Here is a 19,282-nt window from a genome sequence, read left to right on the forward strand (position 1 = left end):
CGCCGCGGCCCCTCGCCCGCGGCGCGCGCACCGGTCATGTGGTCCCGTCCGTCACAGACGCTGCCACAGCGCCGGGACGTTCGGCGGCTCCCAGCCCGTCTGGGCCTGGTGGCCCTGGAGGCAGCGGTAGGTCGCACCGCCGTAGGTGACCTGGGCGCCCGTCGCGTAGACCGTCCCGGCCGCCCAGGTGCCGCCCGGCTCCTCCGGCGGCTCGCCCGGACCGGGACCCGGGTCCGTGGTGGTGCGCAGGGTCAGCCCGTACGCCTGGAGCAGCGGATTGATCGGCTGGTGGTACGTGGTGCCGCCGGTGCGGCAGTTGCCCGAACCGCCCGAGGTGACGCCCTGCGCCTGGCTGCCCGAGATGTAGGAGCCGCCCGAGTCGCCCGGCTCCGCGCACACCGAGGTCCGCGTCACCCCGGTGATGGTGCCCTCCGGGTAGGTGACGCTGGTGTTGTGCTGCTGGATCGTGCCGCAGTGCCAGCCCGTGGTCGACCCGGACCGGCAGACCGAGGCGCCGACCGGCTGCTGCACCGACCCGGCCACCTGCACGTTCTGGCCGCCCGCGCCCTTCACGTACGGGGTGGCCGTCCACTGGCTGTTCGTCAGCACCCAGGCGGTGTCCCGGCCGGGGAAGGTGGACGCCTGGAAGGTGCCCTGCGCCACCTGGTTGAAGCCGGAGGTGGCGGTGCCCGCGCGGCCGCAGTGACCGGCCGTGGCGAAACCGTGCTGGGTGCCGCGGGTGACCGCGAAGCCGACGGAACAGCGCCCGCCGCCGCCCATGTAGTACGCGTCGCCGCCCCGGATGTCGTACAGCGGACGGGGGCTCTCCGTGGTGGCGGCGACCCGTATCCGGTCCCGGTCGGCGCCGCTCGCCGCGATCAGGGCCTCGGCCGCGGCGGTGTCCCGGGCCCCGACCACGACCGTGTTCGCGCGCACGTCCACGTACCAGACGGGGACGGCGGGGGAGCCGGCGCGGGCCGCCGCGCGGTCCAGGGCGGCCTTGGCGCGGTCGAGTTCGGCGAGCGAGGCCCCGGCCGCCACCGGCTCCGCGCCCTCGGCGCGGACCGCCGCGTGGTCGGCCGCCCGGGTGGTGGCCACGGTCAGGGTCCCCGACTCCGCCCCCGACACCCAGGCGCCCGCGAACGACGCGCCCAGGCGCTGCTGGAGGCGGGCCGCGGCCGCGCCCGCCTCCGCCTCGTTGACCAGCCGCCGCTCGGCCTGGGCCGCGGTCAGCCCCAGATCGCGCTGCATGGCCCGCTTCAGCCCGGGCTGCGCGGCGGACACGGCGAGCGTCTCGGCTGCGGACGGCGCTCCGGCGGGGGCCGCGGCGGGCGGCTGGGCCGCCGCGTACCCCTGGAGCGAGGCCAGCACCAGCGCCCCCGCGGCCACGGCCGCGGCACACGCCGCCCTGACAGGTCTGTGGAACATGGGGAGTCCCCTCGGTCTCGGTGTGGGAGGTGGTCCCGAAACCGTAGGGAGCCCGCACGGGCGGACAGCAGATCCCAACCGGCCCCCTGCGCCGCGTTATGGGGGCCGCCCCCTGGTGCCGCGTTACGGGGCGGGCCGTACGCCGGACACCGCTCAGAGGGGTGGCCCGTACGCCGGGTCCGGGGCGTGGAGCGCGGGGGAGCGGCCCGCGGCGAGCCAGCGGGTGTAGCTGGGGCTGCGGCCGGCCGCCTCGCGGTGGGCCGCGCGGACATGGGCGATGACCTCCGGCGCCCCGGCCGCCGCCGGGGAGCCCGGGTGCCAGCCGAGGAGGTGGCGCCAGACCAGGGGCGTGCCGGCCAGCGCCCGGGTCACCACCCCCGGCGTCGCCGGGAAGGTGGCCCGGCACAGGCCCACCGCCCGTCCCACCTGCACCAGATGGACGCAGGACGCGGTGTCCGTCTCGTAGACCCGGGCCGGGGTGAACCCCGCCCGGACGCACGCGGCGGCGAAGCAGTCCCCGAAGCAGCCGTCGCCCGGGACGTCCGCCCACGCCTCGCCGGACAGCTCGGCGAGGGCGATCTCCTCGCGGGCGGCGAGCGGATGGTCCGTCGGCAGCATCACGAACACCGGGTCGCGGGCCACCTCCGTCCAGGCGAGCCGGCCCGCCTCGGGCGGCGCGCTCTCCCCGCAGGTGCCGATCAGCGCGTAGTCGAGCCGCCCGTCGACGGCCTGCGCGGCGATCTCCCGCTCGGACCAGGAGGTGTGGGTGGCCATTCCCGCCTCCGGCTCGGCCCCGGCCAGCCGGTCCACCAGACCGCCGAGGAGCGGCCCGTGCGTACCGCCGAGCCGGAAGCTGCGCTGCCCGCCGCCGCCCGCGCGGGCGAACCGCACCGCCTCCTCCTGGAGTTCATGGACCGCGGGCAGCACCACCCGGGCCCGGTCCAGCACCAGTTCGCCCAGGGCCGTGGTGCGCACCCCGCAGCGCCCCCGCTCGAACAGCGCCCCGCCGAGGGAGCGCTCGATCCGGCGCAGCTGGGCGCTGAGGGCCGGCTGCGCCAGGCCCAGCGCGGTGGCCGCCTTGGTGAGACTGCCCGCCTCGGCGATGGCCCTGATCGTCCTGAGGTGCCGCAACTCCAGTTCCATGAACGCAGCTTGGCGGCCCGCCGACGCCCCGGCAAGAAGCAGGTCCAGACCAAAATCGCGGAGTCCTGCCACCCGCCCGGCGGCACCCCGGGAAACCCTCTCAGGGCTCGATCAGCCCCACCCTGATCGCATAACGCGTCAGCTCCAGCCGGTCCTTCAGCCCCAGCTTCTGGAGGAGGTTGGCCCGGTGCCGCTCCACCGTCTTGGTGCTGATCACCAGCAGATCGCCGATCTCCTTCGAGGTGTGCCCCTCCGCGACCAGCTTCAGGATCTCCTCCTCGCGGTCCGTGATCGCCCGCGCGGGCAGCGGGTCACCCTCCCGCGCCCGGTCCAGATAGCGCCGGATCAGGGTCGTGATCGCCCCCGGGTAGATGAACGGCTCGTCCCGCATCGCCGCCCGGCACGCCTCCACCAGGTCCCGGTCCGCCACCGACTTCAGGACGTAACCGCTGGCCCCGGCCTTCAGTGCCTCGAAGAAGTACTGCTCGTTGTCGTACATCGTCAGGATCAGGATGCGCAGGTCCGGCTTGAGCCGGGAGAGCTCGCGGGCCGCCTGGAGACCCGTCAGGCGGGGCATCGCGATGTCGAGGACGGCGAGGTCCACGTCCGTGGTGCGGGCGAGCGCCACCGCCTCCGCGCCGTCCCCCGCCTCCCCGACCACCGTGAGATCCGGCTCGTTGTCCAGGATGAGCCGGACCCCGCGCCGCACGAGGGCGTGGTCGTCGGCGAGCAGGATGCGGGCGACGGCCCGTCCGGGCGTCGTGGTGGTCATGCGGTGGTCCCTTTCGTGGCGCCGGGCGCGATGCGGATACGGATACGGCGGCGCGGTCCGAAACGGTACGCACCCCCACCCGCCCCATCCTCGCCGCTGCACGGCCCCGGACACCACGCCACCGCTGTGACCTGCGGCGCACGCGTGGCCTCGCCCACCCTGTCGGTCGCCCGCGCCGCATGTCCATCCGTGCTGACACCCATATCGCGCCACTGGAGGGGGATGAAATCATGTCGCGACGCGCGGCCCCGACGTGCCGGACGCCCGCGCCACCCGCCAGTACACGCACCACAGTCGACGACGCACGACGTGAACGAACAAGGAGGACGGGCCGTGCCCGCTCCACGGATGAGCACCACGCCCCTGCCGGGTATCGGTGTGCAGTACGACCTCACCACACGTGAGCATCGCCATCTCTCGGTGATCGCCCACCGCGACGGAACCCGGTCGGTGAACGTCTACCGGCCCGACGACCCCGACGCCTGCGCCCAGTCCCTGCATCTGACGGGCGCCGAAGCCGCCTCGCTGATCGACGCCCTGATGCCCGATCACCACAGTTCCAGTGTCCTGCACACCAACGACCTCGGTCTGGTCGCCGAACGGATCGAGCTGTCCGCCCACTCCGTGTGGAACGGGCGGGTGATGGGCGACATGCGCCTGCGCACCGAGACCGGCGCCTCCGTCGTCGCCGTGCTCCGCCGCGCCGAAGCCGTCCCCTCACCCGGCCCCGACTACCGCATGGCCGGTGGTGACACGTTCATCGTCGTCGGCACCCGCGAGGGCGTGGACGCGGCCGCCGAGATCCTCGGACAGGAGTGATCCGTGCATTCTGCTCTGTTCCTGATCGAGTTCGGTGCGATCATCCTGGGGCTCGGGCTCCTGGGGCGGTTCGCCGGACGCCTCCGGTTCTCGCCGATCCCCCTCTATCTGCTCGCGGGTCTCGCCTTCGGTGAGGGCGGTCTCCTCCCGCTCGGCGCGAGCGAGGAGTTCGTGGCCATCGGCGCCGAGATCGGCGTCATCCTCCTGCTGCTGATGCTCGGCCTGGAGTACACCGCCAGCGACCTGGTCTCCAACCTCAAGACCCAGTACCCGGCCGGGCTCGTCGACTTCAGCCTCAACGCCCTGCCCGGCGCGATAGCGGCCCTGCTGATGGGCTGGGGCCCGGTCGCCGCCGTGGTCCTCGCCGGTGTGACCTGGATCTCCTCCTCGGGCGTGATCGCCAAGGTGCTCGGCGACCTCGGCCGCCTCGGCAACCGGGAGACCCCGGTCATCCTCAGCATCCTCGTCCTTGAGGACCTGGCGATGGCCGTCTATCTGCCCATCATCACCGCCCTGCTGGCGGGCGCGGGCCTGGCCGCGGGCAGCGTCACCCTGGCCATCGCCCTCGCCGTCGCGGGCGCCGTTCTTTTCGTCGCCGTCCGCTACGGGCGCCTCATCTCACGCTTCGTCAGCAGCGACGACGCCGAGAAGCTGCTCCTGGTCGTCCTCGGTCTGACCCTGCTGGTCGCGGGCATCGCCCAGCAGCTCCAGGTCTCGGCGGCCGTCGGCGCCTTCCTCGTCGGCATCGCCCTCTCCGGGGAGGTCGCCGAGGGCGCCCACACCCTGCTCAGCCCGCTGCGGGACCTGTTCGCCGCCGTGTTCTTCGTCTTCTTCGGCCTGCACACGGACCCGTCGAGCATTCCGCCGGTGCTGCTGCCCGCCCTCGCGCTGGCCGTGGTCACCGCCCTGACGAAGATCGCCACCGGGTACTGGGCGGCCAAACGGGCCGGTGTCGGACCGAAGGGCCGCTGGCGCGCCGGCGGCACCCTCGTCGCCCGTGGCGAGTTCTCCATCGTCATCGCGGGCCTCGCGGTCTCCGCGGGCATCGAGCCGATGATGGGCCCGCTGGCGACCGCGTACGTCCTGATCCTGGTCGTCATCGGCCCGCTGACGGCCCGCTTCACCGAGCCGGTCGGCCTGTGGTTCACGGCCCGCCGCGCCGCCTCCGCCGCGGTGCCCGCGCCCGCGGGGGAGCAGGACCGCGCCGCCGCCGCCAAGGTCGAGGCGCGCGACTGACGCCCGACGCCCGTACCGCCCGCCGGGGCCGCCCACGCGCCGCTCATGAGGTCACGAGCTCATGAGGCACGGGGGCGGCCCCGGCGGCCTTCGGACGGTGCGACCACCAGGCTCAGGCTGCCCGCCAGGATCAGCCCGAGCGCCAGCAGCAGCCCGTGGGGCAGCAGCATGCCGCCGACGACCGCCGCGACGGCGGCGACGACGACCGCCCACGCGACGAGATGCCTCAGCGGCCCGGCACCCTTCTCCCGGACCCTGCCGTTCCGGTCGGTGCCGGGCCCCCGTGTGCGGCGCGTGCTCCCACCGGAGGTACCCGGCGGGCGCCGCAACGGTACGGGTGCCACGTTGCGCAGCGACGGGACCCTGTCGGCTCGCATGGGCGCCTCCTCCCGCACGGCAGCGTGCCCTCGCTGGTGCGTCCAGCCTCCCGTCCCGCGCGTCCGCGCGGTATCGGGGAAGGCACCCAAAGCCGGTGGGGGACAACCCCCAGAACCCCCTGATGCCGCCCACCGCGAACGGCCCGAGACGGGTTCTACAGCGCTCCCCACGACCGGGCCCGCACCCGCAGGTGGTCGTGGACCAGGGCCAGGGGCGGGTGCACCAGGGCGCCCGTGCGCACCGCGAGGTACAGCGTGTTCAGGGGCGGGGCGGCCGGCTCATGGAGGAGTTCCACCGAGCCCGCGCCGAGGGCCGGCTCGGCCAGATAGCGGGGCAGGGCGCTCACCCCCGCGCCCGCGACCACCGCGGCGAGGACGCCCCGCAGGTCGGGGACGGTGACGGCGACGCCGTTCGGCGGGCGGGCGCCGAACTCGCTCAGCCAGTAGCGGCGCACGATCGGCAGGTCGTCCGCGTAGGCGACCAGCGGCAGATGCGCCAGGGCGTCCACCGGATCGGCGGCCAGCCGCTCCCCGTCCACGGTCCTGGCCAGCGCGGGCGGCCCCACCAGGACGAACTCCTCGTCCGTCAGCGGCGTCGCCGCGATGTCCTGCCGCGTCGGGCGCACCGCCGAGACCACCAGGTCCACCTCGCCCGCCGAGAGCCGGGCCAGCAGATCGTCGGCGAGCCCGAGGGCCAGACGCAGCCGCAGGCCGCGGGCGGTGAGCGGCGCGAGGGCGGGCAGCACCCGCACCGTCATCAGCTCGGCCGGCCCGCCCAGCCGCACCGTCCCCACATGCGCGACATCACCGCTGGAGGGGTCCAGGGCCGCCCGCAGCTCGTCCAGACGGGTCCCGATCCGGGCGGCGAGGTCGGCGGCGCGGGCGGTGGGCACGGCACCCCGCCGGGAGCGCAGGAACAGGGTCTCCCCGAGCTCCTCCTCCAGCCGGGCGAGCTGCCCGCTGACCGCCGGCTGGCTCAGCCCGAGCCGCTCCGCCGCGGCGGTGAGAGAGCCCGCCCGGTAGATCTCCAGGAAGGTCGCCAGCAGATCGAGCCCCGGCACGCAACACCCGTTCCATAAGAAGACCGATGACCTCCATGATGCCGGAGGGGGCAGGCGGGTGAAAGCTGGGTCCGGGCCCGGGAGCCGTACGCCGTGCGGCGGCCGGGCCGGCCAGCCGCTGTCTCTCTGCCGTTAGGACGTTTCCGTCATGCCGAAGATCCTCATGGTCGTCACGGGCGCCGACTCCCTGGAGCTCGCCGACGGCTCCGCCCACCCCACGGGCTACTGGGCCGAGGAGGTCGCCGTCTCCCACGAGGCGCTGACCGGCGCCGGCCACCAGGTGGTGATCGCCACGCCGGGCGGGGTGAAGCCGACCGCCGACCCGATCAGCCTCGACGCCCGCGGCGGTGTCGAGGAGGCCGACGCCCGCCGGTTCGCCGCCTACCTGGAGTCGATCGGCGGGGAACTGGCCGCCCCTCTGGACCTGGCCACCGCCGACGCGGACGACTACGCCGCCGTCTACGTCCCCGGCGGGCACGGTCCCGTCGCCGACCTGGCCCGGGACGCCTCCCTCGGCCGCCTGCTCACCGACGCCGACCGCCGGGGCGCGGTCGTGGCCACCCTCTGCCACGGCGCCGCCGCGCTGCTGAGCGCCGTCTCGGACGACGGGGCCTTCGCCTTCGCCGGCCGGGAGGTCACCGCCTTCAGCGACGAGGAGGAGGCGCAGGGCGGCCTCGGGGACCGCTCGCCGTACCTGCTGGAGTCACGGCTGCGCGAGCTGGGCGCGAAGGTGGTCACCGGGCCCGCCTGGTCCAGCACCGTCGTCGAGGACGGCAACCTGATCACCGGGCAGAACCCGCAGTCCAGCGCGGACACCGCACGCCGGGTGGTGGGTGCCCTCGCCCGGAACTGACCGCCCCGGGGCGCGGGCGCCGGACCCCGGGCGCGCGCCGGACCCGCGCAGCACCTCGGAGGTCCGTCAGCGCAGGGCCGGCGCCTGCACCTGGAGGGTGAAGGAGTGGCCCGCCGGGTCCGCGTAGACCCGGCTGCCCGCCGCGCGCGGGTCGCCGCCGCTGTCCACCGGCATCGCCCCGAGGCTCACCGCCTCCCGTTCCGCCTCGTCCAGGTCCCCCTCGGCGACGACGAGGTACAGATGGGACTGCTGGGAGTCCTCGGGGCGCGGCCAGCTCGGCGGGGCGTACCCGTGGTCCCGGCGCACGGCCAGGCGCACCCCGCCGCCGGCGTGCACCTCCACCATGTCCGGGTCCGCCCCGGGGCGGATCTCCCCGCCCAGCAACGCCGCGTAGAACTCGGCGAGTTGGCGGGGTTCGGCGGCGTCCAGCACCAGGAGGGGGATCTTCGCTGCGGTCATAGCGCGCGTCTACCCCCGCCGGCCCCGGACACACCGGGCCGCGGTCCGCGCGGCGACACGCACGATTCGTTCCGTCACCTACGGTGACCACCGGCTAGCCTGTTCGCGCCGCCCGGAGGAGGATGGTCCGGGACAGCGGCCCTGGCAGGCGACGGGCGGCGCGCACCGCGCACCGCCCGGCGGCCCGGAACCCCGACAGCCGGACATGGTGATGAACGACAAGACGACCCGGCCCCCGGCGGCCGACGGCAGCGAGGCCATGTACGGCGCGCCCTGCTGGGTGAGCCTGATGGCCCGCGACCTCGCCGCCGCCCAGGACTTCTACGGCGCCGTGCTCGGCTGGGAGTTCCGCAAGGGACGCCTCGGCGAGGAGTTCAGCGTGGCCCTCGCCGACGGTGTGCCCGTGGCCGGCATCGGCGCCCTCGCCCCCCGGCTGACCGTGGCCGTCGCCTGGACCCCCTACTTCGCCGTCCCCGACGCGGACGTCACCGCCGGCCGCATCCGGGAGCGCAGCGGCACCGTGGCCGTCGGCCCGCTGTCCCTGTCCACCGGGCGCGGCCTGCTCGCCGCCGACCGGGACGGGGCCGTGTTCGGCGTCTGGGAGGGCGAACTGGTCAGCGACTGGCCCGCCTGGCGGGACAAGGCCCCCGCCTGGATCCGCCTGCTGTCCCGGGACGCCTTCGAGTCGGCCATCTTCTACGGCGAGGTCCTCGACTGGGCCGCCGACCGGGCCGGCTGCTGCGATGTGAGCTACTCCGAGGGCGTCGTCCTGCTCCACCACGGCGGCCGGGTCCTGGCCCAGCTCACCTCCGGCGCCGACGGCACCTCCGCGAACCCGCTGCTGCACCCCCGCTGGCACGTCCACTTCGCGGTGAAGGACGTCGAGGAGACCGCGTACACGGCCCGCCGGCACGGCGCCACCCTGCTCGGCGAGCGCTCCACCGCGCACGGCCGGGAGGCGAGCCTGCGCGATCCCGACGGCGCGATCTTCACCGTCTCCTCCCTCGGCGACGCGGTGCCCGGCCCGGATCCCCACCTGGTGGGCCCCTGAACGGAGTTCGCGCCGTACCGCCGTCCGCCACCAGGTGACGGACGGTGACCGTTTGCGTGGCGGCGGACGCCGTCACGGATCACAATGAGGCACCGGACGGACATCGTTCCGCCGTGTGCCGGGGGTTCGCAGAAACCGGGAGACACACGATGCTGATGCCCGACACGAGCGTCGTCGCCAGGCTCATCGCCCGTTACCGGGCCCAGGAGAACCGCCTCGTCGACGCCCCGCACGACCAACGCGCCCGGCGGAGGTTCGAGGACACCGCCTACACGCTGTGCGTGCTGATGTGCGAGCGGACCGCCCGCGAGGCGGTCCTCGCCGCCGAGTCCTATGTGCGCCGCTCCGTGCGGTCCGCCGGCCGGCCGCTCACGAACGCGCCCCTGGCGGGCGCCCAGCCCCTCGCGGAACGGGCGGCCTCCGGCGGCTGCTGACGGCCGGAACCCGCCCGGGGCGCACATGAGCGCGCCCCGGGCGGGCACATGCGGGTGGGACCGATGAGGAGGCGGAAGGTGTCCGACGGCAAGACGGCGCCCCCGGGGCTCCTCGCCCGGCTCCTCGCCCGGCGCAGGGACCCCGTCGTCACGCAGACCCTCCGGTCGACGGCGGCGGCCACCATCGCCTATGTGGTGGCCCTCCAGCTGAGCCGCGAACCCGTGCCCCTCACCGCGCCGCTGACCGCCCTCCTGGTCGTCCAGGTCACCCTGTACTCGACGCTCACCACCGGCATCCGCCGCGTCAACGCGGTCGTCGTCGGGGTGGTCATCGCCATCGGCTTCAGCGTGCTGGTCGGGCTGAGCTGGTGGAGCCTCGGCCTCATCATCCTGTCCGCGCTGGTCGTCGGACGCTTCGCCCGGGTCGACGAGTTCGTCCCGGAGGTCGCGATCAGCGCCATGCTCGTCCTCGGCGTCACCCAGGTCGCGGACACCGCCTGGGACCGGGTGCTGGAGACCCTGATCGGCGCCGCCGTGGGGCTCGGGTTCAATGTGCTGTTCGTGCCCCCGGTCTGGGTGGGCTCCGCCGGGGAGTCCATCGAGGACCTGGCCCGCCGGATGCGCCGGCTGCTGCTCGCCATCGGCGAGGAGCTGACCCGGCCCACCCCCGTGGAGCGGGCCGCCGAGAAGCTGCACGAGGCCCGCCGGGTGGACAACGACGTCGCCGAGGTCGACGCGGCCCTGCGCCAGGCCGAGGACAGCCTGCGGATGAACCCGCGGGTCAAGGAGGGCCTGCTGCACCGGATCGTGCTGCGCACCGGCCTGGACACCCTGGAGATCTGCGCCGTGGTCCTGCGGGTCATCGCCCGGACCGTCACCGACCTCGCCAAGCAGCGCAAGGGCGAGGACCTCTTCCCGTACGAGGTCGGCCTCGCCCTCCAGGAACTCCTGGGGCATGTGGCCGACACCCTGGTCAGCTTCGCCGTGCTGGTCACCGACAACGACAGCGAGAGCGCCGACGCCGCCGAGGAGCGCCTGACCGGCGAACTCGCCGCCGCGCGCGCCAGCCGCGACCGGGCGGCCGACCTCCTCCTCGACAGCGTGCGCGAGTCGCCCCGGCAGTGGCAGCTCCAGGGCGCCCTGCTGACCGAGATCGACCGCATCCTCGACGAACTCGACCTGGACCACCGCTCCCGCCGGCTCATGGAGGAACTCGACCGGCACACCCGCGAGGAACGCGCCCGCCGCCCCAGGCTCTCCGCCCTGCGCGAGCGGGCCGGCCTCGCCCCGCTGCGGGAACGGCCCCGCGGCGCCGGTGCCGACCAGTAGCCGGGACCCACCCGCATCCACCGAGAGGGGACCCCGATGAGCGGCGCGTCCGACGCGTCCACCGCCACCGGCACCGTCACCACCAAGGTGCCGTCCCGGCTCGACCGGCTGCCCTGGTCCCGCTGGCACTGGATGATCGTGATCGGCCTGGGGACCGTCTGGATCCTCGACGGCCTCGAAGTGACCATCGTCGGCAACATGGCCAGCCGCCTCTCCGAACCGGGCAGCGGGCTGCCGATCACCGACGCCCAGGTGACGGGCATGGCGGCCGCCCTGTATGTGGCGGGGGCCTGCTCGGGCGCCCTCTTCTTCGGCCGACTGACCGACCGCTACGGCCGCAAGAAGCTCTTCATCGTCACCCTCGCCGTCTACCTGGCCGCCACCGCCCTCACCGCGCTGTCCTTCTCGGTGTGGTGGTTCTTCCTCTTCCGCTTCCTCACCGGCTTCGGCATCGGCGGCGAGTACGCGGCGATCAACTCCGCCATCGACGAGCTGATCCCCAGCAAGTATCGCGGCCGGGTGGACCTCATCATCAACGGCAGCTACTGGCTCGGCGCGGTCGGCGGCGCCCTGCTGTCGGTGGTCGCCCTGGACACCGACCTGTTCGCCGCGAACGTCGGCTGGCGGCTCACCTTCGCCCTCGGAGTCGTCCTCGGCCTGGTCATCCTGCTGGTGCGCCGGAACGTCCCCGAGAGCCCCCGGTGGATGTTCATCCACGGCAGGGAACGGGACGCCGAGGAACTGGTCGCCGGGGTGGAACGGAAGATCGAACGGGAGAAGGGCGCCCCGCTGCCGGAGCCCGGTCCGGCCATCACCATCCGCCGGCGCGGCAGCATCGGCTTCCTGGAGATCGCCCGCACGGTCTTCCGCCGCTACCCGAAGCGCGCCACCCTCGGCTTCTCCCTCTTCATCGGCCAGGCGTTCCTCTACAACGCGATCACCTTCGGCTTCGGCTCGATCCTGGTCAGGTTCTTCGACGTGCCGAGCGGCAGCACCGGCTACTACTTCGCCGTCATCGCCGCCGGCAACTTCCTCGGACCGCTGCTGCTCGGCAGGCTCTTCGACACCGTGGGCCGCCGCCCGATGATCGCCGGGACCTACATCCTGTCCGGACTGCTGCTCTTCGGCACCGCCTGGCTCTTCGACGCGGGGAAGCTCGACGCGACCACGATGACCGCGTGCTGGTGCGCGGTGCTCTTCTTCGCCTCGGCCGGCGCCAGCTCGGCCTACCTCACGGTCAGCGAGATCTTCCCGATGGAGACGCGGGCCATGGCCATCGCCTTCTTCTACGCCATCGGCACCGCCGCCGGCGGCATCTCCGGTCCGCTGCTCTTCGCCGAGCTGACGGAGAGCGGAGTGGTCCGGGACGCCGTGCTCGCCTTCTGTATCGGCGCCACGCTGATGGTCCTCGCCGGGATCGTCGCCGTCCTCTTCGCGGTCAAGGCGGAGGGGCGTTCTTTGGAGGACATCGCCAAGCCGCTGTCCGCCGAGGCCCACGAGAGCGCGGCGGGAGCCGCGGGGCCCGGGTCGGATGCGCCGGGGACGGAGAGCGGCGGGCCGGGCCGGACGTAGGGCCCGGGGCGGCCTCAGGCCGTCGCGTCTCGCATGACCTCGCTGCGGAGCCGGTCGCAGCAGCGGCTGATCAGCCGGGAGACGTGCATCTGGGAGATGCCCAGGGTCTGCGCGATGCTGCTCTGCGTCATATCGCGGAAGAAGCGCATGTACAGGATGGTCTGCTCGCGTTCGGGCAGCCTGCGCAGGCCCGGCTTGACCGCCTCGCGGTCGACCAGGACGTCGATGGCCCGGTCCGGCGAGCCGAGGGTGTCGCCGAGCGAGTAGCCGTCGTCGGCGCCCGGCACCACCGCGTCCAGGGACAGGGCGGTGAAACTGTCGAGCGCGTCCAGGCCCACCAGGGTGTCCTCCTCGCTCAGCCCGGCGGCCGAGGCCACCTCGCCCACCGTGGGGGAGCGGCCGGAGGTGGTGGCCACCAGGTCCCGGCGGGCGATGCGGACCCGGTTGCGCAGATCCTGCACCCGGCGCGGTACGTGCAGCGCCCACATATGGTCGCGGAAGTGGCGCTTGACCTCGCCGACGACGGTCGGGACCGCGAAGCTCTCGAACGCGCCCCGCGCGGGGTCGTAGCGGTCCACGGCCTTCACCAGGCCGAGGGCCGCCACCTGGCGCAGATCCTCCAGGGACTCGCCCCGGTCACGGAACCGGCCGGCGATCCGGTCCGCCATCGGCAGCCAGGCGGCCACCACCTCCTGGCGGAGCCGCTGCCGCTCCGGCCCGTCCTGGAGTTCCGCCAGTCTCCTGAAGGCCGCCTGGGTGTCGGGGGCGTCGGAGTGCGAGTGCTTGGCGTGCGGGTGCTGGCGCATGATGAGGGACTTCCTGCAGGGTGCGGTGCCGTGTCCGGGGCCGGGCCGCCTGTCGTTCGCCGCCGGGTGGGGTGCCCGGCGCGGCGGCCGGCCGGATGTCCTTTGTGGAAGCTCACCACGCGGCTGCCCGGGAGGTTCCGGAGGGAAACGTGCCCCGGGCGGAATCTCTCGTAAGTGCCGATACCGGGGTGAAACGGGCGCACGGGGTGGGCCGCCAGGTGTACGGCGCGGCCCGCGGGGTACCCGCTGTGCCGTGCTCCCGCGCGTTCCGCCCCGCCGCACCCCGGCCGGGACGGCGACGGGAGCGCCCCCGACGCGGAGGAAGGTGGGAGCCGATGGACCGGGCAGGGACCGGGAGCGCTCAGGAACCGGACCGGCCACCCGACGACCGCCTGCGGGTCCGCAACCGGCGGCACGGCGACGTCGAGGTGCTCGCCCTCGCCGGGGAACTCGACCACGACACGGCCGACCCGCTGCGGCAGGAGCTGAGCCGCGCGGTGGGCGCGCGGCCCGCCCGGGTGGTCGTCGACTGCGCCTCGCTCGGCTTCTGCGACTCCACCGGACTGAACGTGCTGCTGCACGCCCGGCTGGAGGCCCGGGAGGCGGGCATCCGGATCGAGGTCTCCGGGCTGCGCCCCCCGGTCGCCCGGATGTTCGGCATCACGGGAGCAGACTCCGTCTTCCGCCTGCACGCCGGTCTCGACGAGGCCCTGGCGGACGAGACCACGGCATGACGGCGGCCGCCGCATGACGACCACCCCGCCTCCCGCACCCGGCCGCACCCAGACCCGTCGGCTGGCCCTCTTCGGCACCCGGGGGGTGGTGAGCCGCTGCCGCGACTTCACCCACGAGGCGCTGGACGACTGGGGCTGGCCCCGCGACGGGGCCGCGCCGCTGGGCGGCGAGGGCGCGGAGGTCTCCGAGGACGTGCTGCTGCTGGTCTCCGAGATCGTCACCAACGCCTGTCTGCACGCCGGCGGCCCCCTGGAGCTGGTGCTCCGCCGGGACGGGGCGCGGCTGAGGATCGAGGTCGCCGACGCCAGCGCCGAACTGCCCCGGCGTCAGCGGCGGGCCAGCCCCTCCGTGCCGGGCGGGCACGGGCTGATCGTCATGGAACGCCTGGCCCGCCGCTGGGGCGCGGAGCGCCGGGGCGACGGCAAGGTGGTCTGGGCGGAGGTCGTCCTGCCCCCGGGGTGAGGGCGGGTGGGCCCCGGGGCAGAAGCCCGGTGGCTCAGGCGTCGTCCACCGTGAGGCCCTCGCGCAGTTCGGCGAGGATGCGGGCCAGCAGCCGGGAGACGTGCATCTGGGAGACGCCGAGCCGCTCGCCGATCTCCGACTGGGTGAGTTCGCCGCAGAACCGCAGCGAGAGGACCAGCCGGTCCCGCTCGTCCAGGGCGGCGATCAGCGGTCGCAGCGACTCCACCGCCTCGACCATGGAGAACGCGGGATCCTCCGCCCCGAGCCGCCGTGCGAGACCCGCGGCGCCGCCCTCCTCGTCGCCGCCCGCGTCCAGGGACTGCGCCGCGTAGCCGTTCGAGGCGCGCTCGCCCTCGACCACCTCGGCCTCGCTGACGTGCAGCCGTTCGGCCAGTTCCGCGTTGCTCGGCCGGTGGCCCAGCTCCTGTTCCAGGGCGTCCATCGACTTGGCGAGGCCGATACGCAGCTCCTGGAGCCGGCGCGGCACCCGCACCGACCAGCTCGCGTCCCGGAAGTACCGCTTGATCTCCCCGACGACGGTCGGCAGCGCGAAGGAGGTGAACTCCGCGCCCCGGTCCACGTCGAAGCGGTTGATCGCCTTGATCAGCCCGACCGTGCCGACCTGGAGGATGTCCTCCATCGGCTCGGCGCGCCCGGCGAAGCGCCGCGCGGCGAAGCGGACCAGGTTGAGGTTCAGCTCGACCAGGGTGTTCCGGACGTACGCGTACTCCGGGGTGCCCTCCTCCAGGGCCGCCAGACGCCGGAAGAGGCTCGCCGACAGTGCCCGGGCGTCCTCGGGGCCGACGGTGGAGAGGTCCACGGGGCAGGGGACGGCCATCGGCTCCGGGGTCGCGGCGGCGACCGGGCCGGTGGGCTCGGGGCGGGTGCGCTCGGTGGTGACCATGGGGCCTCTTCCGACGGGCGCGGCAGGCGGCGGCCCCGGGTCGGGGCGTGGCTCACCGCAGCGTGTGCCTCCACCAGGGGGCCTTCCCCGCGCGCCGAGATTGATGCGTTTACGCGAGTAAAAGTCCAGTTTGCGAACTTCATGGAGGGGGCACGGGGCCAGTGCGGGGCCGGATACCGCGCGCCCATGTGTGGGCGCCGGGGACCGGGGAACCCGCGCCGGACAACCGTCCCGTTGGACCCGTCCGCGGGCGGACACCGGCACAGCACGCACGGCACCCGACCCCGACCCGGCGGCCCACCGAGCCGCGGAGAGGAACGCACCATGATGGGCAGGGCCAAGGCCAGGCTGAAGCAGCTGCGGGGCCGTATGGAGGAGTCCGACGGCATCGTGCTGGAGAACGAGCGGATGAAGCAGGAAGGCCGGCGCCTCGCCCAGCAGGGCCGGGACGAGGAGGCGGCGGCGAAGGCGGACGCCGAAGCCGCCCGCACCCGCCGCCACGGCCGCCACGCCAGGTAACGGTCCGACCCCGGTACCGGCCCGCCGCACCCGGCCCCGGTACCGGCCGGCAGCGGAAGGAGACACGGCATGCCCCGTGGTTCGAGCCCCAAGCGCGAGCGTCAGTACGAGCACATCAAGGAGAGCGCCGAACAGCGCGGCGAGAGCGAGAAGCGCGCCGAGGAGATCGCGGCGCGCACCGTCAACAAGGAACGGGCCCGCGCGGGGGAGTCCCGGACGGCGAGCAGGACATCCACCCAGGACATGTCCTCGTCCCGGCGCGGCGGGCAGCGTTCGCACAGCGGGGCCGAGGGCCCGACCTACGACCAGCTGTACGCGGAGGCACGGCGCCGCGGCATCCACGGCCGGTCCTCGATGAACAAGGCCGAGCTCAAGCGGGAACTGGGCAAGTAGTCCCCCGGGGCCCCAAGCAGGCTCCCCGGGCAAGCAGGCTCCCCGGGCCCCGGGCCCGTCGCGGGGCCGCTGGGAGGGGTGACCGGGCGCTCGGGGGTCCGGTCACCCCTCCTTCGGTGCCAGCGCGGTGCGGACCAGCGCGGCCGCCAGCCGGGCCGGCTCGGTGCCGCGCGGGGCGGCCGTCAGCAACCGGTCGGCGTCGCCGGGCAGGCCCGCCCGGCGGGCCCCGTCCAGGGCCTTCCCGTCCAGCAGCGGGCCGGCCTCCGGCCACACCCCCTGGACCTCGCGCAGAAAGATCTCCACACCCGTCGGACCCAGCCCCGGGATCTCCCGGAGCAGCTCCCGCAGCGCGTCCGCGTCCCCGCCGGCCCGCTCGCGCAGCCGGCGCAGATCGCCGCCGTAGGCGCCCAGGAGGAGGTCCGCCGCCTCGCCGAGCCGGGTGGCGGTGCTCTCGTCGTAGCGCCGGTAGCCGCCCCGGCCGAGCGCGTCCACCCGCTCCTGCCAGCCCGACTCCGTCATCGCCCGGGGGCTGCGCATCCCCGCCCGGCTCAGCTCGCGCGCCGAGTCGACGGCCGCCTCGGCGCGGATCGGGGCGCTGAGCAGGTCCACCAGGACCAGCAGCCGGTACAGGGGCTGCGGCTTGTCGCGGAGGGTGATCCCGGCCTCCTCCGCGTAGGTGCGCCCCCGCTCGGAGAGCAGCCGGCGCAGCGCCTCCCGCTCCTCGGCCCGGGTGCCGGTCCGCGCGCTCACGGGGTGCCTCCCCGGGCGGGGCGGCGGCGTCCGGACTGCGCCGGGGGCCGATGGCCGCGACGCTCGTAACAGGAACGCATCACATCCTCCCGAGGGTCGGGGTACGGGCCGCCCGGGTACCCGGGCGGCGACGGGACACACCCGGCCGCTCCGGGGCCGTGGCCCCGGAGCGGACCGGGGGACAGGACAGGACCGAGAAGGGACCGGCGCCGTGAACGAGAGCGAGCAGGAACACCGGGGAGTCGACCCCGCCAGGCTGGGCGAGCACGATCTGCTGCGCGAACTGGAGACCATCCACCGCAGCCGGCACGACACACTGCTGTACGGCTCGGCGGCGGCCCTGGCCGCGCACGACGTGCGGATGGCCGAGCTGGAGGCGGAGTACCTGCGACGGCACCCCGACCGGCCCCCGGCCGCCGGCCGCACCCGCGACGGGGCCCGCGGCCGGACCCCCTGACCGGACGCGGGCCCCCTCGCGGGCACTGCGCGCGAGCGTTCAGCCGCCCGCCTTCGCGAACTCGGCGGTGAACGCCTTGGCGAAGGCGTCCAGGTCGTCCGGCCTGCGGCTGGTGATCAGGGTGTTCGGGCCCGCCGTGCACACCACGGCCTCCTCGTCCACCCAGGTGCCGCCCGCGTTGGTGATGTCGGTGCGCACACTCGGCCAGGAGGTCAGGGTCCGCCCGCGCACCGCGCCGGCCTCCACCAGGGCCCACGGGGCGTGGCAGATCGCCGCGACGGGCTTGCCCGCGTCGAAGAACGCCTTCACGAAGGCGACGGCGTTCTCGTCCATCCGCAGGGCGTCCGGGTTGGCCACCCCGCCGGGCAGGACCAGGGCGGCGTAGTCGTCGGGGGAGGCGTCCGCGACCACCTGGTCGACCGGGAAGGTGTCCGCCTTGTCGAGGTGGTCGAAGGCCTGGACGGCGCCCGGTCGCGTGGAGATCAGCCGCGGCTCGTCGCCGGCGTCCTTCACCGCCTGCCACGGCTCGGTGAGTTCCACCTGCTCCACGCCTTCGTGGGCCGTCAGGAATGCGATCAGCATGGTCCGCTCCTCGGAGTCTCGGGGCCGTCCGGCCGGCGGCGCGCCGGCCGGAGCGGACCGGGTACCCGGACCGCCGCCCGTGACACCGCGCCGCGTCCGCCCCGCCGAGCCCCGCCGGGCGGACCGGGCTCGGCGGGGCGGACGCGGCTCAGTCCTGCCGGGTGAACGCGTCGAGGATCCGCTCGGCCGCCAGCGTCGGCGTCAGCCGCCCCGCCCGGACCTCGGCCTCCGCCTCCGCCGCCACCTCCCGGACCCCCGGGTGCCGGTGCAGGCGGTCCAGCAGGGAGTCCCGGACCATCGCCCGGGTCCAGCCGATCTGCTGGTCCCGGCGCTTCTCGGCCAGCCGGCCCGTGGAGTCCAGCAGATGCCGGTGCTGCTCCAGCCGCTCCCACACCGTGTCCAGACCCGTGCCCTCCCGGGCGCTGCACGAGAGCACCGGGGGCGTCCAGACCGCGTCCGCCGGCGTCATCATCCGCAGCGCGCCCGCCAGTTCACGGGCCGCCGCCCGGGCGTCCCGCTCGTGCGGGCCGTCCGCCTTGTTGACCGCGATGACGTCCGCCAGCTCCAGGACGCCCTTCTTGATGCCCTGGAGCTGGTCCCCGGTGCGGGCCAGGCTCAGCAGCAGGAAGGAGTCGACCATGCCGGCCACCGCGGTCTCCGACTGGCCCACGCCCACCGTCTCGACGAGGACCACGTCGTACCCGGCCGCCTCCATCACGATCATCGTCTCCCGGGTGGCCTTGGCGACCCCGCCGAGGGTGCCCGCGCTGGGGGAGGGGCGGACGAAGGCCGCCGGGTCCACCGACAGGCGGTCCATCCGGGTCTTGTCGCCCAGGATGGAGCCGCCGGTCCGGGTGGAGGACGGGTCCACCGCGAGAACGGCCACCCGGTGCCCCAGCCCGGTCAGCATCGTGCCGAGCGCGTCGATGAACGTCGACTTGCCGACCCCGGGCACCCCGCTGATGCCCACCCGCCGGGCCGAGCCGGTGAACGGCAGCAGCTCGGTGAGGAGTTGCTGCGCGAGCACCCGGTGGTCCGGCCGGGTGGACTCGACGAGCGTGACGGACCGGGCGACGTACGCCCGCGAACCGTCCCGCACGCCCTTGACGTACGCGTCGATGTCGATCTTCGGCGGCATGT

At 74.6% G+C, this 19,282-nt stretch carries 23 protein-coding genes; 12 read left to right on the forward strand and 11 right to left on the reverse strand.

Annotated features, from left to right (window positions below; genetic code table 11):
- Positions 1-51 precede the first annotated feature (51 nt).
- The 3 genes from ABZ457_RS28480 to ABZ457_RS28490 form a co-directional block, all read right to left on the reverse strand.
- Entirely contained in the window at positions 52-1,428 is a 1,377-nt protein-coding gene (locus ABZ457_RS28480; protein WP_359163189.1) for an alpha-lytic protease prodomain-containing protein, read from the reverse strand.
- 153 nt (positions 1,429-1,581) lie between these two features.
- On the reverse strand, positions 1,582-2,571 hold the full coding sequence (locus ABZ457_RS28485; protein WP_359163192.1) for a LysR family transcriptional regulator: 990 nt from the start codon (positions 2,569-2,571) through the stop codon (positions 1,582-1,584).
- A 100-nt stretch (positions 2,572-2,671) separates the two neighbouring features.
- A complete protein-coding gene (locus tag ABZ457_RS28490) occupies positions 2,672-3,343 on the reverse strand; it encodes a response regulator transcription factor (protein WP_359163195.1) in 672 nt (223 codons plus the stop codon).
- 333 nt (positions 3,344-3,676) lie between these two features.
- Here ABZ457_RS28490 and ABZ457_RS28495 point away from each other — a divergent pair, with 333 nt between their 5' ends.
- Both ABZ457_RS28495 and ABZ457_RS28500 read left to right on the forward strand, forming a co-directional pair.
- Positions 3,677-4,162: a TrkA C-terminal domain-containing protein gene (locus ABZ457_RS28495; protein WP_359163198.1), complete on the forward strand. Its 486-nt coding sequence runs from the start codon at positions 3,677-3,679 to the stop codon at positions 4,160-4,162.
- A gap of 3 nt (positions 4,163-4,165) precedes the next feature.
- The gene (locus ABZ457_RS28500) at positions 4,166-5,398 is read left to right on the forward strand and encodes a cation:proton antiporter (RefSeq protein ID WP_359163201.1); all 1,233 of its coding nucleotides are present in this window, start codon (positions 4,166-4,168) and stop codon (positions 5,396-5,398) included.
- A gap of 59 nt (positions 5,399-5,457) precedes the next feature.
- Here ABZ457_RS28500 and ABZ457_RS28505 read toward each other — a convergent pair whose 3' ends face one another.
- On the reverse strand, positions 5,458-5,775 hold the full coding sequence (locus ABZ457_RS28505) for a hypothetical protein (RefSeq protein WP_359163204.1): 318 nt from the start codon (positions 5,773-5,775) through the stop codon (positions 5,458-5,460).
- A 155-nt stretch (positions 5,776-5,930) separates the two neighbouring features.
- A complete protein-coding gene (locus ABZ457_RS28510) occupies positions 5,931-6,836 on the reverse strand; it encodes a LysR family transcriptional regulator (RefSeq protein ID WP_359163207.1) in 906 nt (301 codons plus the stop codon).
- Between the two features lie 148 nt (positions 6,837-6,984).
- Here ABZ457_RS28510 and ABZ457_RS28515 point away from each other — a divergent pair, with 148 nt between their 5' ends.
- Entirely contained in the window at positions 6,985-7,689 is a 705-nt protein-coding gene (locus tag ABZ457_RS28515; protein ID WP_359163209.1) for a type 1 glutamine amidotransferase domain-containing protein, read from the forward strand.
- 66 nt (positions 7,690-7,755) lie between these two features.
- Here ABZ457_RS28515 and ABZ457_RS28520 read toward each other — a convergent pair whose 3' ends face one another.
- The gene (locus ABZ457_RS28520; protein ID WP_359163212.1) at positions 7,756-8,148 is read right to left on the reverse strand and encodes a VOC family protein; all 393 of its coding nucleotides are present in this window, start codon (positions 8,146-8,148) and stop codon (positions 7,756-7,758) included.
- Between the two features lie 211 nt (positions 8,149-8,359).
- On the opposite strand from ABZ457_RS28520, the gene ABZ457_RS28525 reads away from it, so the two are divergent.
- From ABZ457_RS28525 to ABZ457_RS28540, 4 genes are all read left to right on the forward strand, one after another.
- Complete coding sequence (locus ABZ457_RS28525; RefSeq protein WP_359163215.1) at positions 8,360-9,199, forward strand: VOC family protein; 840 nt, start codon at positions 8,360-8,362, stop codon at positions 9,197-9,199.
- A gap of 149 nt (positions 9,200-9,348) precedes the next feature.
- A complete protein-coding gene (locus ABZ457_RS28530; protein WP_359163218.1) occupies positions 9,349-9,633 on the forward strand; it encodes a DUF5133 domain-containing protein in 285 nt (94 codons plus the stop codon).
- 78 nt (positions 9,634-9,711) lie between these two features.
- Entirely contained in the window at positions 9,712-10,962 is a 1,251-nt protein-coding gene (locus tag ABZ457_RS28535) for an aromatic acid exporter family protein (RefSeq protein WP_359163221.1), read from the forward strand.
- Between the two features lie 36 nt (positions 10,963-10,998).
- Positions 10,999-12,534, forward strand: coding sequence for an MFS transporter (locus ABZ457_RS28540; RefSeq protein WP_359163224.1), 1,536 nt, complete (start codon positions 10,999-11,001; stop codon positions 12,532-12,534).
- Positions 12,535-12,548: 14 nt separating this feature from the next.
- Here ABZ457_RS28540 and ABZ457_RS28545 read toward each other — a convergent pair whose 3' ends face one another.
- Complete coding sequence (locus ABZ457_RS28545; RefSeq protein WP_359163227.1) at positions 12,549-13,340, reverse strand: SigB/SigF/SigG family RNA polymerase sigma factor; 792 nt, start codon at positions 13,338-13,340, stop codon at positions 12,549-12,551.
- 335 nt (positions 13,341-13,675) lie between these two features.
- On the opposite strand from ABZ457_RS28545, the gene ABZ457_RS28550 reads away from it, so the two are divergent.
- Both ABZ457_RS28550 and ABZ457_RS28555 read left to right on the forward strand, forming a co-directional pair.
- A complete protein-coding gene (locus ABZ457_RS28550; protein ID WP_359163230.1) occupies positions 13,676-14,074 on the forward strand; it encodes an STAS domain-containing protein in 399 nt (132 codons plus the stop codon).
- Positions 14,075-14,087: 13 nt separating this feature from the next.
- Entirely contained in the window at positions 14,088-14,537 is a 450-nt protein-coding gene (locus tag ABZ457_RS28555) for an ATP-binding protein (RefSeq protein WP_359163233.1), read from the forward strand.
- Positions 14,538-14,571: 34 nt separating this feature from the next.
- On the opposite strand, the gene ABZ457_RS28560 is transcribed toward ABZ457_RS28555, so the two are convergent.
- Positions 14,572-15,375, reverse strand: coding sequence for a SigB/SigF/SigG family RNA polymerase sigma factor (locus tag ABZ457_RS28560; protein WP_359163267.1), 804 nt, complete (start codon positions 15,373-15,375; stop codon positions 14,572-14,574).
- Between the two features lie 390 nt (positions 15,376-15,765).
- On the opposite strand from ABZ457_RS28560, the gene ABZ457_RS28565 reads away from it, so the two are divergent.
- Both ABZ457_RS28565 and ABZ457_RS28570 read left to right on the forward strand, forming a co-directional pair.
- Entirely contained in the window at positions 15,766-15,960 is a 195-nt protein-coding gene (locus ABZ457_RS28565; protein ID WP_359163237.1) for a hypothetical protein, read from the forward strand.
- A 69-nt stretch (positions 15,961-16,029) separates the two neighbouring features.
- Positions 16,030-16,353: a plasmid stabilization protein gene (locus ABZ457_RS28570; RefSeq protein WP_359163240.1), complete on the forward strand. Its 324-nt coding sequence runs from the start codon at positions 16,030-16,032 to the stop codon at positions 16,351-16,353.
- Positions 16,354-16,455: 102 nt separating this feature from the next.
- Here the strand turns inward: ABZ457_RS28570 and ABZ457_RS28575 are convergent, their stop codons facing one another.
- A complete protein-coding gene (locus tag ABZ457_RS28575) occupies positions 16,456-17,103 on the reverse strand; it encodes an endonuclease (protein WP_359163243.1) in 648 nt (215 codons plus the stop codon).
- A 211-nt stretch (positions 17,104-17,314) separates the two neighbouring features.
- Here ABZ457_RS28575 and ABZ457_RS28580 point away from each other — a divergent pair, with 211 nt between their 5' ends.
- Positions 17,315-17,560, forward strand: coding sequence for a DUF6158 family protein (locus tag ABZ457_RS28580; protein WP_359163246.1), 246 nt, complete (start codon positions 17,315-17,317; stop codon positions 17,558-17,560).
- A 39-nt stretch (positions 17,561-17,599) separates the two neighbouring features.
- Here the strand turns inward: ABZ457_RS28580 and ABZ457_RS28585 are convergent, their stop codons facing one another.
- Both ABZ457_RS28585 and meaB read right to left on the reverse strand, forming a co-directional pair.
- Complete coding sequence (locus ABZ457_RS28585; protein ID WP_359163249.1) at positions 17,600-18,142, reverse strand: type 1 glutamine amidotransferase domain-containing protein; 543 nt, start codon at positions 18,140-18,142, stop codon at positions 17,600-17,602.
- 148 nt (positions 18,143-18,290) lie between these two features.
- The gene (gene meaB, locus ABZ457_RS28590) at positions 18,291-19,280 is read right to left on the reverse strand and encodes a methylmalonyl Co-A mutase-associated GTPase MeaB (protein WP_359163252.1); all 990 of its coding nucleotides are present in this window, start codon (positions 19,278-19,280) and stop codon (positions 18,291-18,293) included.
- Positions 19,281-19,282 lie beyond the last annotated feature (2 nt).

The organism is Streptomyces sp. NPDC005805, assembly GCF_040630445.1.
Lineage (GTDB): Bacteria > Actinomycetota > Actinomycetes > Streptomycetales > Streptomycetaceae > Streptomyces.

Excerpts from the sequence above, each read along its gene's own strand:
- ABZ457_RS28530 (WP_359163218.1), top strand. The coding sequence starts at position 9,349 with ATGCTGATGCCCGACACGAGCGTCGTCGCCAGGCTCATCGCCCGTTAC.
- ABZ457_RS28505 (WP_359163204.1), bottom strand. The coding sequence starts at position 5,775 with ATGCGAGCCGACAGGGTCCCGTCGCTGCGCAACGTGGCACCCGTACCG.
- ABZ457_RS28565 (WP_359163237.1), top strand. The coding sequence starts at position 15,766 with ATGATGGGCAGGGCCAAGGCCAGGCTGAAGCAGCTGCGGGGCCGTATG.
- ABZ457_RS28555 (WP_359163233.1), top strand. The coding sequence starts at position 14,088 with ATGACGACCACCCCGCCTCCCGCACCCGGCCGCACCCAGACCCGTCGG.
- ABZ457_RS28585 (WP_359163249.1), bottom strand. The coding sequence starts at position 18,142 with ATGCTGATCGCATTCCTGACGGCCCACGAAGGCGTGGAGCAGGTGGAA.
- ABZ457_RS28485 (WP_359163192.1), bottom strand. The coding sequence starts at position 2,571 with ATGGAACTGGAGTTGCGGCACCTCAGGACGATCAGGGCCATCGCCGAG.
- ABZ457_RS28560 (WP_359163267.1), bottom strand. The coding sequence starts at position 15,375 with ATGGCCGTCCCCTGCCCCGTGGACCTCTCCACCGTCGGCCCCGAGGAC.
- ABZ457_RS28545 (WP_359163227.1), bottom strand. The coding sequence starts at position 13,340 with ATGCGCCAGCACCCGCACGCCAAGCACTCGCACTCCGACGCCCCCGAC.
- ABZ457_RS28550 (WP_359163230.1), top strand. The coding sequence starts at position 13,676 with ATGGACCGGGCAGGGACCGGGAGCGCTCAGGAACCGGACCGGCCACCC.
- meaB (WP_359163252.1), bottom strand. The coding sequence starts at position 19,280 with ATGCCGCCGAAGATCGACATCGACGCGTACGTCAAGGGCGTGCGGGAC.
- ABZ457_RS28490 (WP_359163195.1), bottom strand. The coding sequence starts at position 3,343 with ATGACCACCACGACGCCCGGACGGGCCGTCGCCCGCATCCTGCTCGCC.
- ABZ457_RS28480 (WP_359163189.1), bottom strand. The coding sequence starts at position 1,428 with ATGTTCCACAGACCTGTCAGGGCGGCGTGTGCCGCGGCCGTGGCCGCG.
- ABZ457_RS28525 (WP_359163215.1), top strand. The coding sequence starts at position 8,360 with ATGAACGACAAGACGACCCGGCCCCCGGCGGCCGACGGCAGCGAGGCC.
- ABZ457_RS28515 (WP_359163209.1), top strand. The coding sequence starts at position 6,985 with ATGCCGAAGATCCTCATGGTCGTCACGGGCGCCGACTCCCTGGAGCTC.
- ABZ457_RS28540 (WP_359163224.1), top strand. The coding sequence starts at position 10,999 with ATGAGCGGCGCGTCCGACGCGTCCACCGCCACCGGCACCGTCACCACC.
- ABZ457_RS28520 (WP_359163212.1), bottom strand. The coding sequence starts at position 8,148 with ATGACCGCAGCGAAGATCCCCCTCCTGGTGCTGGACGCCGCCGAACCC.
- ABZ457_RS28570 (WP_359163240.1), top strand. The coding sequence starts at position 16,030 with ATGCCCCGTGGTTCGAGCCCCAAGCGCGAGCGTCAGTACGAGCACATC.